The sequence below is a fragment of the Candidatus Accumulibacter phosphatis genome (assembly GCF_012939955.1).
GTDB lineage: Bacteria > Pseudomonadota > Gammaproteobacteria > Burkholderiales > Rhodocyclaceae > Accumulibacter > Accumulibacter delftensis.
The window spans coordinates 69,830-84,774 of record NZ_SPMY01000016.1; the positions used below are offsets into that span (position 1 = coordinate 69,830).

The 14,945-nt window shown below is 61.3% G+C and carries 13 protein-coding genes and 1 pseudogene; 13 read left to right on the plus strand and 1 reads right to left on the minus strand.

Annotated elements, in window-relative coordinates; translation table 11 throughout:
• Positions 1–197 precede the first annotated feature (197 nt).
• The 7 genes and pseudogenes from E4Q23_RS05520 to E4Q23_RS05550 all read left to right on the plus strand — a co-directional run bounded on the left by E4Q23_RS05520 (position 198) and on the right by E4Q23_RS05550 (position 7,287).
• A complete protein-coding gene (locus E4Q23_RS05520) occupies positions 198–1,535 on the plus strand; it encodes a TolC family protein (protein ID WP_169065700.1) in 1,338 nt (445 codons plus the stop codon).
• The gene (locus E4Q23_RS05525) at positions 1,532–2,761 is read left to right on the plus strand and encodes an efflux RND transporter periplasmic adaptor subunit (RefSeq protein WP_169065701.1); all 1,230 of its coding nucleotides are present in this window, start codon (positions 1,532–1,534) and stop codon (positions 2,759–2,761) included. The genes E4Q23_RS05520 and E4Q23_RS05525 overlap by 4 nt, the downstream gene beginning before the upstream one ends.
• Positions 2,761–3,471, plus strand: coding sequence for an ABC transporter ATP-binding protein (locus E4Q23_RS05530; protein ID WP_169065702.1), 711 nt, complete (start codon positions 2,761–2,763; stop codon positions 3,469–3,471). Before E4Q23_RS05525 ends, E4Q23_RS05530 begins: the two co-directional genes overlap by 1 nt.
• Positions 3,465–4,685, plus strand: a complete 1,221-nt coding sequence (locus E4Q23_RS05535; RefSeq protein ID WP_169065703.1) for an ABC transporter permease — start codon at positions 3,465–3,467, stop codon at positions 4,683–4,685. Before E4Q23_RS05530 ends, E4Q23_RS05535 begins: the two co-directional genes overlap by 7 nt.
• Before the next feature lie 59 nt (positions 4,686–4,744).
• Positions 4,745–5,266 carry a gamma carbonic anhydrase family protein gene (locus tag E4Q23_RS05540; protein ID WP_169065704.1) on the plus strand — a complete coding sequence of 174 codons (522 nt, stop codon included), beginning with the start codon at positions 4,745–4,747 and terminating at the stop codon, positions 5,264–5,266.
• A gap of 65 nt (positions 5,267–5,331) precedes the next feature.
• A pseudogene (locus tag E4Q23_RS05545) lies at positions 5,332–6,223 on the plus strand (ThiF family adenylyltransferase).
• Complete coding sequence (locus tag E4Q23_RS05550; RefSeq protein WP_169065705.1) at positions 6,220–7,287, plus strand: nitroreductase family protein; 1,068 nt, start codon at positions 6,220–6,222, stop codon at positions 7,285–7,287. The pseudogene E4Q23_RS05545 and the gene E4Q23_RS05550 overlap by 4 nt, the downstream one beginning before the upstream one ends.
• A 38-nt stretch (positions 7,288–7,325) precedes the next feature.
• Here the strand turns inward: E4Q23_RS05550 and E4Q23_RS05555 are convergent, their stop codons facing one another.
• Complete coding sequence (locus E4Q23_RS05555; protein WP_169065706.1) at positions 7,326–8,228, minus strand: MBL fold metallo-hydrolase; 903 nt, start codon at positions 8,226–8,228, stop codon at positions 7,326–7,328.
• A gap of 351 nt (positions 8,229–8,579) precedes the next feature.
• Here E4Q23_RS05555 and E4Q23_RS24780 point away from each other — a divergent pair, with 351 nt between their 5' ends.
• From E4Q23_RS24780 to E4Q23_RS05580, 6 genes are all read left to right on the plus strand, one after another.
• Positions 8,580–9,110 carry a hypothetical protein gene (locus E4Q23_RS24780; protein WP_336511609.1) on the plus strand — a complete coding sequence of 177 codons (531 nt, stop codon included), beginning with the start codon at positions 8,580–8,582 and terminating at the stop codon, positions 9,108–9,110.
• Positions 9,044–9,814: an ABC transporter permease gene (locus E4Q23_RS24785; RefSeq protein ID WP_336511610.1), complete on the plus strand. Its 771-nt coding sequence runs from the start codon at positions 9,044–9,046 to the stop codon at positions 9,812–9,814. Before E4Q23_RS24780 ends, E4Q23_RS24785 begins: the two co-directional genes overlap by 67 nt.
• Before the next feature lie 32 nt (positions 9,815–9,846).
• The gene (locus E4Q23_RS05565) at positions 9,847–11,043 is read left to right on the plus strand and encodes an ABC transporter permease (RefSeq protein WP_169065707.1); all 1,197 of its coding nucleotides are present in this window, start codon (positions 9,847–9,849) and stop codon (positions 11,041–11,043) included.
• A gap of 163 nt (positions 11,044–11,206) precedes the next feature.
• Positions 11,207–12,394 (plus strand): glycosyltransferase, encoded by a 1,188-nt coding sequence (locus E4Q23_RS05570; protein ID WP_211203648.1) that lies wholly within the window; start codon positions 11,207–11,209, stop codon positions 12,392–12,394.
• A gap of 20 nt (positions 12,395–12,414) precedes the next feature.
• Positions 12,415–14,016, plus strand: coding sequence for an FAD-dependent oxidoreductase (locus E4Q23_RS05575; RefSeq protein ID WP_169065709.1), 1,602 nt, complete (start codon positions 12,415–12,417; stop codon positions 14,014–14,016).
• 216 nt (positions 14,017–14,232) lie between these two features.
• Positions 14,233–14,943, plus strand: coding sequence for a class I SAM-dependent methyltransferase (locus E4Q23_RS05580; RefSeq protein ID WP_169065710.1), 711 nt, complete (start codon positions 14,233–14,235; stop codon positions 14,941–14,943).
• Positions 14,944–14,945: the final 2 nt, after the last annotated feature.

Below are 14,945 nucleotides of genomic sequence, written 5' to 3' on the forward strand. Positions count from 1 at the left end.
CCACATTTACCCATCGGAAAAGCGACGCCGAGCGCATCGCTCCACTGCGATCGCGACGAGCTTGGCTATACTAGCGAAAAATGGCCATCACCACATCCCGACCGGCTTCGCTGCCACCGCCCGCGGCTCGCTTCCTCGCCCCCCCTCGTCACTCCTGCTCGCTGCGCTTCCCAAGCCGCTTTCGGCCCTGGAAGCGAGTGATCCCTTTGCCACCAGGGCCATCACCCCACCTCGCCCGGCCCTCGATCTCACTGCCACAGAGAAGGCCTATCTGCCATGCCAGGCGCTGCCCAGCGACACCCCCTTACGGCGTCCTCGAAGTCGTCGACCTGGCGCTGTGCAAGAACCCGACGACGCGCGAAATATGGGCCATCGCTCGCCTACAAGCGGCTGAGGTCGGCGTCGCGCAGGCCCAGTTCCTGCCGGCGATCGACGGCCAACTGGCGGTCAATCGCCTGCACGGCAAGTCGCGCAGCGCCACCCCACGCAATGCGTCGCTGACCCTGTCCTGGCTGCTGGTCGATTTCGGTGCCCGCTCGGCCAATCTCGAAGTCGCCCGGCAGCTGCTCAGCGCCGCGTCGGCAACGCTCGACGCCACCGTGCAGAGTGTTTTTCTCAGCGCCCTGCAGTCCTATTTCAACACCCAGGCGGCGCGGGCTGCAGTCACGGCTGCGCTGGAGTCGGAAAAAGCCAGTCGCGAAAGCCTGACCGCCGCCGAAGTGCGCTACCGCGTTGGCAGCGGCACGCCGGCCGACCGCCTGCAGGCACAGACCGCCTGGTCGCAAGCGACGCTCAACCGAATCAGGAGCGAGGGCGTGCTACGCAATGCGCTCGGCAGACTGGCCAAGGTGATGGGCCTGGACGCCAACCATCCGCTGCGTCTCGACGACATCCCAAAGACCCTGCCCGACAGCGGTTTCGACCGCGACGTCGCGGCGCTGATTAGCGAAGCGCGCCGACGACGACCCGAGATGCAGGCCGCCGCAGCGGAACTGAAAGCGGCTGAAGCGGGCATCGACTACGCGCGCGCCGCCGGTCGGCCGACGATCTCACTGAGTGGCGGCCCGCAATGGGAACACCTCGACGGTCTTTCGGGCCAGGGCAATTCGATCGGCCTGAGCGTCCAACTACCGATTTTTTCCGGCTTCAACACCACCTACCAGATACGCGCCGCAGAGGCGCGCAGCGAAGTTCAGGCTGCGCGCCTCGAAAACACTCGCCAGCAGGTGGCGCTGGAGGTTTGGGAAAACTATCAGAGCCTGAGCACCGCCACCCAGACCATCCGCAGCAGCGCCGACCTGCTGAGCAGTGCCGAGCAGTCCGAACGCGTTGCCCTGGGGCGCTACAAAGCCGGCGTCGGCAATATCCTCGACGTCCTCAACGCGCAGAGCGCACTCGCCGCGGCGCGCCTGCAGCGCATCCAGGCGATGCTCGACTGGCAGGTCTCGCGCGCCGCACTGGCCAGATCGATCGGCGCCCTCGACAGCAGCCTGCTGCTCTCGGTCAGCGCAGAACCAAATGCCCGTAAACCATGAAAATCTCACTCACAAAATCGCTTCTTGGCCTATTCGCCGTCACCCTCGCCACTGGCGGCATGTACTGGCAGCACAAGAACGCCACCCTGTCGCCGGAGCAGCGCTACAAGCTGCAGCCCATCGAGCGTGGCGAGATCACCCAGACCGTATCGGCCAACGGCACTCTCAACCCGGTAGTGCTGGTGAACGTCGGCACGCAGGTCTCGGGAACGGTGACCCGGCTATATGTCGATTTCAACGACAAGGTCGAAAAGGGACAGGCCTTGCTCGAACTAGACGACTCCTTGCTCGCCGCCCAGGCTCGGCAATCGGCGGCCAACGTGCGTAACGTCTCGGCAGCACTCGATCTGGCACGCGCCAACGAAGCACGCATGCGCGCCCTGTTCGCGCAGGAGTACGTTTCCCGCCAGGAATTCGAGCAGTCGATCCAGACGCGCCGCTCGTCCGAGGCGCAGTTGGCGCAGGCCAGGGCAGCGGCCGACAAGGATCAGGTCAATCTCCGCTACACCACGATTCGCTCGCCGGTCTCAGGCGTCGTCGTCGACCGCGTCATCGACCTGGGCCAGACGGTCGCCGCCAGTCTGCAGACACCGACGCTGATCAAGATTGCCCAGGATCTGTCCGAAATGCGCATCGATTCGAGCTTCGCGGAAGCCGACATCGGCAAGATCCGTGAAGGACAAGCCGTGCGCTTTACCGTCGATGCCTTCCCGGAGCGTAGTTTCGAGGGCCGCGTGCAGCAGATTCGCCTCAATCCGACCACGCAGCAGAACGTCGTCACCTACAACGTCCGCGTTTCGCTCTCCAACCCCGAACACATTCTTCTGCCCGGAATGACCGCCTACGTCAGCATCGCCGTCGCCCAGCGCGACGACGCTCTCCTGGTCCCCAACGCGGCGCTGCGCTTCAAGCCTCCGGAGGACGCCAACAAGTCGCTCCCCGCGGAATCGGCGGAGTCTGCGGAGTCCGCGGAGCGCCCCGCAGAGGCCAGCAAGGGCACCGGCAAGGGCCGCACGCGCGAAGCCAACCGCGGCGGCAGCAGCGGCACCGTACACATCGTCGATCGAGGCCAGCTGAAAGCCGTACGTCTGCAACTCGGCATTACCGACAACCGCAACAGTGAAGTCCTCGCTGGCGAGCTGAAGGTCGACGAGCGGGTGGTCATCGGCGAGAACGCGCTCAATTCGGGCGGCAAGCCGAGCAGCGTCGGCCTGCGCTTGTTCTGATGCCGCCGCCACTGATTCGGGTCGCCGCACTCGGCAAGTCCTACGCCACGGCTGCCGGACCCTTCGCGGCGCTCGGGGGCATCGATCTGAGCATCGAAGCCGGCGAGTTCGTGGCCATCATGGGTCAGTCCGGATCCGGCAAGTCGACCCTCATGAACGTGCTCGGCTGCCTCGACACACCGACCAGCGGCGATTATTTTCTACTCGGCCGCAATGTCGCCCATCTCGGCCACGACGAACTGGCAGCGCTGCGCAACCGCAGCATCGGCTTCGTCTTCCAGGGTTTCAATTTGCTGCAGCGGATGACGCTGACCGACAACGTCGCCCTGCCGCTGGTCTACGCAGGCGTCGAGCGCGCGCAGCGACGCCTGCGAGCGCAGCAGGCACTCGACCGCGTCGGGCTCGCCGGCTACTTCGACTCGCTGCCCAGTCGCATCTCCGGCGGCCAGCAGCAGCGCGTGGCAATCGCCCGCGCGGTGGTCAATTCGCCGGCACTGATTCTCGCGGACGAACCAACCGGCAACCTCGACAGCCATACCAGCGAGGAAATCATGGACCTGTTTTCGGAGCTCAACCGCGCCGGGATCACTATCGTCCTGGTCACCCACGAGGCCGACATCGCCGCCTATGCACGGCGGCAGGTGCGTTTCCTCGACGGGCTCATCGTCAGCGATGTCGCCAGCCCGGCAAGAGCGCTCGGCGAATGCTGAAAGCCATGCTCGGTGAAGCCTGGCAGGCGATGGGTGCCAACCGCATGCGCACCGCCTTGACCATGCTCGGCATGGTCATTGGCGTCGGCTCGGTGGTCCTGATGATGGCCATCGGCCAGGGTGCGCAGTACGCCGTGGCACAGACCATCAGCACCATGGGCAGCAATCTGTACATCGTGATCTCGGGATCGACCAGCTCCGGCGGTCTACGCAGCGGCGGTGGCGGCGGCCCATCGCTGAACGTTGCCGACGCCGAGGCGATAGCCCAACTCGACGGCGTCAGCCACGTGGCACCGGTCCACCAGGGGCGACAACAACTGGTGCATGGCGCGAACAACTGGAGTGCGACGGTGGTCGGCACGACACCCGCGTATTTTGACGCACGTGCGTGGGCGGTGACCAACGGTTATCTTTTCGGTGACTCCGACCTGCGCTCGGCGACCCGCGTCGCGCTGATCGGCCAGACCACCGCCGCCAACCTTTTTGGCAGCGACGACCCCGTCGGCAAGACCATCCGTATTCAGCAGAGCCCCTTCCTGGTCATCGGCGTTCTCGCCAAGAAGGGCCAGAACCTCGACGGACGCGATCAGGACGACACGGTCATCGTGCCGCTGAGCACCGCCCAGCGCAAGGTTTTCGGCACGCCCTTTCCCGGATCGGTGCGCGTGATGCTGGTCCAGGCCGTGTCCGCCGAAGCCATGTCAGGCGTGGAAACCAGCATGATTGCCCTGCTTCGCCAGCGCCACCGCCTGCGCGACGGACAGGACAACGACTTCTACGTTCGCAATCTGACCGCTGCCGCCGACTCCGCTGCCGAGACGACGCGCGTGATGTCGCTGCTGCTCGGCGCCATCGCTTCGGTATCACTGCTCGTCGGCGGCATCGGGATCATGAATATCATGCTCGTTTCGGTGACCGAGCGAACGCGCGAAATCGGCATTCGCATGGCCATCGGCGCCCGCCAGAAGGACATCCGCAGCCAATTCCTGCTCGAAGCACTGATGATCTCCATCGCTGGCTGCCTGATCGGCCTGCTGCTCGGAATCGGCGGCGCGCTGCTGATCAACGCCATCTCCGATATGGTGATCGTCATCTCCGGTGGCTCGGTGCTGATCGCTTTCGGCGTTGCGGCGGGGATCGGCATTTTCTTCGGCTTCTACCCGGCGCGTCGGGCCGCCGCGCTCGACCCGATCGAAGCACTTCGCCATCAATAGTCCTGGCAACTCCTTACAGGCTACAATCTGCAGTCCGCAACGACCGCGAGACCCCTGCCATGCCCATTTACGCAATCGGCGCCCGCCGCCCGCAACTCGACCCGCAGAGCTGGGTCGCCCCCACGGCGATCGTCATCGGTGACGTCCGCTTGGCAAAGAATGCCTCGATCTGGTGGAACGCCACACTACGCGGCGACAACGACCCGATCAGCATCGGCGAAAACAGCAACATTCAAGACAACTCGGTGCTGCACACCGACGAAGGTGTGCCACTCATCGTTGGCCGCAACGTTACCGTCGGCCACCTGGTCATGCTGCACGGCTGCAGGATCGGCGACGGCTCACTGATCGGCATCGGTTCGGTGCTGCTCAACCATGCGGTGATCGGCAAGGGCTGCATCGTCGGGGCCAACACCCTGATTCCCGAAGGCAAGGTCTTTCCCGACTACTCGCTGATCATTGGCTCACCGGGCAAGGTGATCCGACAACTCAGTGACGCCGAGGTCGAGCGCCTCGCGCATAGTGCCGACCACTATGTCGCCAACTGGCAGCGCTACCGGCTTGAGCTCGCAGCCCAGTAGCGGACGGGCGGCCATTAGAGTAAGCGTTTGGGTCCAACATCTCACTGAAGCGACGAAAGGAGAACATGGACATGTTTGACTATCATGACGCCTTTTCGAGAAATATCGGCTGGGTTACCGAAGCCGAACAGGAGAAACTGCGCAACTGCAGAGTGGCGATTGGTGGGCTTGGCGGCGTTGGCGGCGTTCACCTGCTGACGCTGGCGCGCCTCGGCATCGGCCGCTTCACGATTGCCGACTTCGATGTTTTCGAGATGGCGAATTTCAATCGCCAGGTCGGCGCCCGAATGAGTACCCTGAAACGCCCCAAGATAGACGTGATGGCCGCTGAGCTTCGCGATATCAATGCGGACGCAGAGCTCCGCTGCTGTCCGGCGGGAATCAATACAGAGTCACTCGACGACTTCCTGGATGGTGTAGATGTTTACGTCGACGGCCTCGATTTTTTTTGCTTTCGCCGCACGTCGGATGACGTTTGCCGCGTGCGAAAGGAAAGGCATTCCGGTGGTCACCGCAGCCCCTCTCGGCCTGGGGACCGCAGTAGTGAGCTTTGCGCCTGGTGGGATGTCCTTCGAGGACTACTTCGGATGGGACGATAGCGACGAGCTGGAGATGTCGATCCGCTTCCTGGTCGGCCTGTCGCCAGCGATGCTGCAGCGCGGCTACATCGTAGACGAAACGCGGGTGAACCTGGCCGAACACCGGGGCCCCTCAAGCATTGCCGCCTGTCAGCTCTGCGCGGGAGTCGCCGCGGTTGAGGTCCTGAAGCTGCTGCTCGGTCGTGGTGGCGTGCGACTGGCTCCGTGGGCGACCCAATTCGATGCGTATCGCATGCGTCTGGTGCGCACTTGGCGCCCCTGGGGCTACCGAAACCCGCTGCAGCGCCTGATGATCATGCTGCTCAAAGTGCAGCTCAAGGCGATGGTGCAGCGTGCAAGCAAGCGGAGCGCGCCATGAATCGTGACATCCTGCTGCAAGTGATCGACCTCGCCCGCTGGGCGCCGAGCGGCGACAACACCCAACCATGGCGCTTCAGCATCGTCGGTGAGCAACATCTGCGCGTGCACGGCCACGACACGCGCGACGAAGTTCTCTATGACTACGAGGGCCGCGCCAGCCACATTGCGCACGGCGCACTGCTCGAGACGCTGCGTGTCGTGGCCTCGAGTTTCGGTCTGGCAACGCACTGGACAGTCGAAGCCGATAGCGAAGCGCGCAGCCCGGTCTACGACGTTCATTTCTCGGCACAGTCGGATATGTCGACCGACCCACTCTTCCCGTACATTGAAAAACGCGTCGTACAACGACGGCCGATGCGGACCACTGCGCTAACACCGACGCAGCGCGCCGCCATTCAAGCATCGGCCGGTGACGAACTGGAGGTCCAGTTTTTCGAATCTTTTTCCGAGCGCCTGGAAGTGGCGTCGCTGCTTTGGCACAACGCCAGAATCCGCCTGACCTGCCCGGAGGCATTTGCCGTGCACAGAAAGGTCATCGAGTGGCGGGCTCGTTTCAGTGAAGATCGCATCCCAGAGCAGGCGGTCGGCGTCGATCCGCTGACCGCGCGCTTGATGGAATGGGTCATGCAGAGCTGGGAGCGCGTGCGCTTTTTCAATCGCTACCTTCTCGGCACCGTCGCCCCGCGCGTCCAGCTCGATTTCCTGCCAGCCGTTTTTTGTGCCGCACATCTGCTACTGCGCCCCGCCCGCGCACCCACCGAACTGGAAGACTGGGTACGTCTGGGAATATCCCTGCAGCGGCTCTGGCTAACGGTCACCAAGGAAGGACTACACCTTCAGCCCGAACTAACACCGGTGATCTTTCGCTGGTACGCGCGCGACAATCGCCGCTTCTCGTCCGCTCCGGCACTGTTCGAAGATGCGCAACGCCTGTCGCATGTCTTTGAGCGCCTGGCACAGTGCGGGCCGGACGAGCCGTTCTTCTTCTTCTGCCGCGTCGGCGTGGCGGCGGCGCCCTGGAGTCGCTCTCTGCGCCTGCCACGCGAGCGGCTGATGCGCTAGCGGAAAGCTGCCGGACTGCCGGCAGTGTATGTGCCCGATCAATGTACGACCGCACCGAGAGCAAAGTTTTCCCGTACCGACTGCGCGCTCACCGGCCCGCCATGCCCCAGAAAATACTGCCGGATCGGACGCTTGGCGAGGGCGACAATGTTGGCATGATTCTGCGCTACGTTCTGGTGGAAATAATGCTCACCGGCGCGATGCGGGAACAGTGCGCCACCGAGCCAGCCACCAAGGATCATGTCGCCAACGAACGCGCGGCCATCGTCGAGTACGACGACCAGCGACCCGGGCGTATGTCCCGGCATAGGCAGGGCGCGACCCGCTAGGCCGTAGACCGACAGGTCAAGCTCGGTGTCGACTTCGATATCGGCGCTGAAAGGCTCATAGCGAGCGTCAAGTGGGAACATCAGGATCAGCCTGGCGAAAAGGCCGGTCGGCGTCACCGGGTCATTGACGCCAGCGGCCATCATCAAGCGATCGCCCCGCCCGGCAATCAGCACGGCACCGCTGCGACGACGTATCTCTGCCGCCAGGCCGGCGTGGTCGGCGTGCCCGTGCGTGAGAATGACAGCGCGCAGATCCTCTATGCGCACACCCTCCTCCGCCAACGCCGCGACGAGAGGAGCCATCTCGTTCTTGGAGCCGGAGTCCACCAGCACCGGCCCCCGCGCCCCCTTTAACAGATAGACGTTCGACATGCTCAGGCGGACGTGGACGACCTGCGCGGCAGTGGCCGCTTCTGCCGGCGCGGCTCCCGCGGCGATTAGCAAGCCCAGGTGGAGAATCCTGTACCAGGTCTTTATCACTCGGTCAGCGCCACGATCTGTGGTCCCAGCCGCGGTCAACCCGTCCGGCGGCACCATCCAGGAAAGCATCGAGCGATTCTGCTTGAATGTCTCTTTGACCCACAAAGCAGTCGCGCGCGAACGTGTTGGCATCGAGCTTTCTTGCTCTCCTTGCCCACGTGTGCCACTGCAAAGTCTCCGTCGTAGCGCTGACGTAACACCGACACCAGCGCTGTCGAGAGGAGCGAAGCAGGCCTCTCGAAGGCGCCCGGAAGGCCAGCGTGCCAAGGCCAAGGCCGCGAACCGGCAGTCGCTGCATCAAACCGGGAAGCCGTCTCTCCAGGACCCACGAGACCCAGTCGGTAGTTTTTGAAAGCGCCGGATGGTAGTAAACGGCCGCCATGTTCTCGTCCTCTCCCCGAAATCACGCCGGATTAGGTTTGGTAGTACAATTTCCAGCCCTACCATCCTACCATTCTTCCTCGGAGCATGGCCCGCGTGCCAATGAGCAGCTTTCTGATGATGGACTTGCGCCTCGCCGCGCGAAGCCTCAGGCGCAACCCCAATCGAACGCTGGTTGCGGTCTTGACGGTAGCAATGGGAATAATAGCCTTTCTGCTCGCGGGCGGATTCATCGAGTGGATATTCCAGAGCATGCGCGAGGCAACGATCCGCTGGCAACTGGGCCATGTCCAGATTGTCAGGCCCGGGTACATGGTGAAGGGAGTGGCGGATCCGTACCGCTTTCTTCTCCCGGCAACTTCCCCCGAGTTCGAGACCATCCAGCAGGCAAACGGAGTCGTCAGCGTTGCGCAACGACTTGCGTTCAGCGGATTGCTCAGCCACGGGGACTCGACAGTCAGCTTCATCGGTGAAGGAGTCGAACCCGAAAGGGAGGTCGCCATCAGCGATGACATCAACCTGCGCTCAGGAAAAAAAGCTGAGCCGCTCGGACGAAAAAAGCGGCCTTGCTCGGCGAAGGCCTGGCCAAAAACCTCGGCGTGGAGCCGGGAGACGATATCGTCCTGTTGGTAACAACGGCAAGCGGCGGGCCAAACGCGATCGAGATCAAGGTTGCCGGAATCTTCTTTACCGCCTCAAAGGAGTTCGATGACAATGCCTTACGTTTGCCAATCGAGCTGGCTCGCAAGCTGATGCGCGTGGACGGTGCCACGTCCTGGGTGGTCTTGCTTGACAGAACGGAGCAAACAAAGGCCACGGTTGAGCACCTGCGCGAGGTTCTCCCAACCGAGAGTTTTCAGGTAATCCCGTGGACCGATTTGGCAGACTTCTACAACAAGACTGTTCTTTTGTACAGCAAACAGATCAACCTGATGAAATACATCATCGCGACGCTCATCCTCCTTACGATTTCCAACACTCAGACCATGAGCGTCCTTGAACGAACAACCGAGATTGGAACAATCATGGCAATTGGGCAGCGTCGATCGCGAGTGCTGTCCACTTTTCTTGTCGAGGGCGTCTTGATCGGCGTGATTGGTGGCGTCGTCGGGGTTTCCGCCGGCTGGTTACTGGCTACCATTATATCTGTGGTTGGTATTCCCATGCCGCCTGCACCTGGAATGACCACCGGCTTTACAGCAGAGATCCTTGTTACGTCTGGAATGGCAATTGACGCTTTTGTCTTGGCACTGGTGACGACCCTGCTGGCAAGCACATTGCCGGCTGGGCGGGCCAGCCGCATGAACATCGTAGACGCGTTAAGGTTTAACCAGTGAGGTTCGCTGCTACGGGTCGATTCGCGCTCGCCATGCGAAATATCTTCCGCCATCGTACACGCACGCTGGCAACGTTGGCGGCGATCGGTCTCGGGGTCGCCAGCCTGATTGTTGCTGGCGGCTTCGTTCAAGACAGTTTCATACAGCTCGGTGAGGCCACCATTCATTCGCAGACTGGGCACATACAGCTGACGCAAGAGGGATTTCGTGAAAGCCGGAGGCGCGCATCCGACTTGCACCTGATTTCCCAGCCAGAGCGTATCAAGAGCTTGCTTGCCGGAGAACCGGGAATCGAGCAGGTGGTTTCCCGGATAAACTTTTCTGGAATGTTGAATAATGGCAAACGCGACCTCGGCATCATAGGGGATGGTATCGAGCCCGACGGAGAGGCGAAAATCGGTAGCTTCTTGCGCTACATCGAAGGGCGCGCCCTCACCGACAATGATCTCGATGGGATGGTCGTCGGAGAAGGCGTCGCGCGCACTCTGGACCTCCAAGTAGGAGATCGTGTCACCCTTGTCGCCAGCGTCGCACAAGGCGCCCTGAACACGCAGGACTTCCTGCTGGTCGGCGTCTTTCAGAGCTTTTCCAGAGAGTTCGACGCTCGATCGGTGCGCATTCCTCTGTCTGCGACACGCCAGCTGCTCGACACTGAAGGCGCACACGTGGTGGTCATAAGCCTCGAGCACACGCATGATACGCTGCGCGCCGTCAATGCCGTTCGGGAGAGGATGTCCGGACAACAGCTTCAGGTCATGTCTTGGATGGAGCTTTCGGACTTCTACGAGAAAGCCGTCGAACTGTATGCCGCACAGTTTGGTGTGCTACGCCTGATCATATTGGCAATGGTCCTGCTGAGCGTCGCGAATAGTATCAACATGACGCTCTTTGAGAGAACGCGAGAATTTGGAACACTGCAGGCGCTGGGCGACAGACCGGCACGCGTATTTCAGCTGATCATTTTGGAAAGTACGCTGCTCGGCCTGCTTGGTGCCACCGTCGGTATGGCGCTCGGAGTGGTGTTAGCCTGGATCGTTTCAGCCATTGGCATCCCCATGCCCCCTCCCCCGAATTCCAACATCGGCTATACCGCTGTTATTCGCCTGAATCTTGATGACGTATTGAGTGCTGGTAGTGTCGGCCTTATTGCCACCTGCCTGGCGGCTATTATTCCCGCTCGCCGGGCATCACGCTGGCCTGTGGTTGACGCACTACGGCAGGGCGCATGACAAAGCGCTGGACAATTCCTGCGAGTATGAGACCAAGGAACGGTGTTCGGGACAGAAGCGATACGCTCACCTTGACCATGGCGTCGGCAGCCTTGGCTCAGTGCACACCGTTTTCTCAGGACTCCGGGGGGCGCCAGTGAAGCCGCACAAGAAGCGTATTCTAATGTTCGCCGAAGCGGTAACCTTGGCGCATGTCGTTCGACCGCTCGCTTTGGCTTCCACTCTCAACCCCCTGGACTATGCGATTTGTATTGCCAAGGACGACCGCTACGACGCCTTGCTCGGTCGGCACCCTTTTGCCAGCCGCCAGATCAGATCCATACCGACACAGGACTTCTTGCAGGCCCTCGCCAAGGGGAGCCCCGTCTATGATGTCGAAACCCTGGAACGTTATGTGCAGGAAGACTTGGAAGTCATGCACGAATTCGATCCCGACATCGTGATTGGGGACTTTCGCTTATCTCTTTCGGTAAGCTGTCGTCTGGCGAAAAAACCTTACATCGCCATCACCAATGCCTATTGGAGTCCCTATGCGCAACCCCGCTACACCGTGCCCGACCTACCCATGGTTGGATTATTCGGCAGCGGCGTAAGTCAACTCATTTTCGACATCACCCGACCGCTAGCCTTCGCATACCATTGCCATCCGCTTAATCGCGTACGCCGCCGGCATGGGCTCCGCAGCCTCGGCCATGATCTCCGCCGGACCTACACCGATGCCGATCACGTGCTCTATGCCGATCTGCCCGAATTGGTCACCACGCATGCCTTGCCGCCCAATCACCACTACATTGGGCCAGTCCTCTGGGAACCCTCCATGGATCTCCCGGATTGGTGGCACACTATTCCCCTGGACGAAAAGACGCTGTTCATCAGCCTGGGCAGTTCCGGTCCGGTGGCGTATCTACCCGAAATTCTCGCCGGCTTATCGAGCCTTCCGGTCCACCTGCTGGTGGCTACTGCGGGGCGAATGCCCATCGACAGGGTATATGGAGAACGACTCCATGTGGCGAATTACCTCCCCGCAGCCCAGGCCATCGCCCGGTCCGATCTGGTGATCTGTAATGGCGGCAGTCCGACCAGCTATCTTGCTCTCGCGGCGGGTCGTCCGGTCCTTGGGATTCCCGGCAATCTCGACCAGTTCCTCAACATGCGTTACCTGCAAGACTACGGCGCAGGTATGATGGTACGCAGTGAACAGGCCTCGGCAACCGCGCTGGCAGGCTTGGTCATGGCCATGCTGGCAGACGAGAGCCCCTATTGCAGGTCCGCACGACAGATTCAGACACTGTGCTCAAAACGCCGGGTCGAAGAAAGCTTCCCCGCTCTGCTTGCCAGCCTCCTGTCCTAGCAATGAGAGGCGCCTCAGCAATGAACCCAACCGATCAAACGTGGGACGTGGTTATTGTCGGCACCGGCATGGGCGGGGCGACGCTGGGCTACGCACTAGCCAAGGCGGGTTTGAGCGTACTGTTCTGCGAACGAGGGCGATCGTACCCAGGGAGCGGGGCGAAGAACAGTCTCTGCGGAGACTATCCCGAGACTTTCGCCGACGACCCGTGGCATGATCAGGTCGAGTTCAAGGACATTCTCAGGCGTGGAGGCCGTCACGACGAGGAGATTCTTGACCGTTCCGATCGCCGCAGCAAGCCATTCATCCCGTTTATCGGCTCGGGAATCGGGGGCTCCAGCGCACTTTACGGTATGGCGCTGGAGCGCTTCTTCCCCGCCGACTTCGTCCCGCGCCGGAATCACCCGGGCGCATACGGAACCGACCTGCCCGAGTCCTGGCCCATTTCTTATCAGGACCTCGAACCTTACTACGCTCGAGCCGAGGCCCTCTACCGCGTACGAGGAGAAGCAGATCCGCTGCGCAACGAAGCGCCCGGTCAGTTGCTGACGCCTAGCCCGATGCCTGGCGGCCAACAGGAGTTGTTCGATTTTCTTGCGGGCCGTGGCCTGCATCCCTACCGGCTACATATGGCCTGTGAATATGTTGCCACTTGCCAACTCTGTCAAGGTTACCTGTGCAAGCAAGGCTGCAAGAACGATAGTGCACGCATCTGCCTTGAACCCGCGCTTACCCAATACGGTGCGACCTTGTTGGATGAATGCCAGATCGTTTCGCTGCAGGCCTCGGACACCCGGGTCACAGGCGTAAACTGTATCCGCAAGGGTCGACAGTTTTCTGTTCAAGGAAAAATGGTGGTACTCGCGGCAGGTGCCCTGCACACCCCCGCCATCCTGCTTGCTTCAAAATCATCGCAGTGGCCGCTCGGCTTGGCAAACACCTCCGGATTTGTTGGCAGATGCATGATGCGCCACTACGTTGATCTTTATGTCATGAAGCGGAATCGCTCCGATGGCAACGCGGACAAGACGATCGCCTTTAACGACTTCTATCAAATGGGGGACGAGAAGCTGGGCTCGGTGCAGTCTTTTGGCCAACTGCCTCCGGCGGCCCTGCTGGCTGAAAACCTCTGCAGCGATATTCGCAACGGTCCGGCACCATGGTTGCTAGGGCCGTTCAACCTGCTCAAGCCTCTCGTAACGGCGTTTCTTCACCGTCTCTCGGAACGCGGCGTAGTGTTGGCCAGCCTCATGGAGGACTTGCCCTATTACGAAAACCACGTCTCACTGGAGGAGGGCCAACTGGCGTTTCAATACCGCATCCGCCCCTATGACAAGGAGCGGATCAAGGCCATGCGGGCGCTCCTGCGGAATACCCTGGGCCCCCGCCGACCGATGCTGATCAAGCAGGCGGAGAATAATGAACGGATCGCACATGTGTGCGGCACCTGTCGCATGGGGACGGACAAGGCCGATAGCGTTCTTGACCCGGACTGCCGGGCGCATGATATCGACAACCTATATATCGTTGACGCCTCGTTTTTCCCAAGTAGCGGCGGAAGCAATCCCGCGCTGACGATTGCCGCCAACGCCTTGCGGGTCGCTGAGCGAATCCTTGCGTAAGCTTCACCACGAGCATCGAACATGCCAATGAAGGATCGACAAATGCCATCTGACACACCCGCTATTGCATGTGCCCTCTGTGGTCATGTTGCCGAACCCCTGCTAACAAGGGAATATGGTAGCGTCAGGGGAAATACCGCGCGTTTCCTGGAACGGCTATTCCGACTATGGAAATGCCCGCAGTGCCTCACCCTCCACAGCCTGGATGCGGTGGATATGGTCGACATCTATCGCGACTATCCTCCCAACAAGCGACGTCTGGACGTCTTCGCCAGGGGCACCCTGAACAATCTGTTAAGCCGTCTCACGGAGGCTGGTCTTAGCAAGGATGCGGCAATTCTGGACTACGGCTGTGGTAACGGTATTTTCCTTGAGTTCTTAGAGCGGCGCGGTTACCGAAAGCTGACTGGATACGACCCATACGTAAGGGAATTCTCGCGGCCGCCCACAGGGCAGTTCGACTGCGTGCTGGCAAACGACGTCATCGAGCATGTGGACGACCCGCGCGCGATGCTGGCGGATTGTGTCCGCCATGTGCGACCAGGAGGGCTACTCTATGTCGGCACCGCTGATTCGGAGCCGGTGGACATGAGCAATCTGGCGCCCCACCTGATGCGACTGCACCAACCTTTTCACCGTGTGATCCTTACCGAACAGGGACTACAGCAGCTCGCTGCCGAAACAGGCATGAATCTGGTGCGCAACTGGCGACGGTCCTACATGGATACCCTCATTCCTTTTGCCAATTACCGTTTCCTTGATGAATTCAACGCGGCGCTAGACCACAACATGGACCGGGCCATGGCTCCGGACGCGGCAAGAGTTTTGCTGAGACGACCGAGCCTCATCTTTTACGCTTTTTTCGGCTATTTCGCCCCTTCCGCATGCGAGCCAGCGGTGCTCCTGCGCCAGCCCGCGCCTGATTGAGG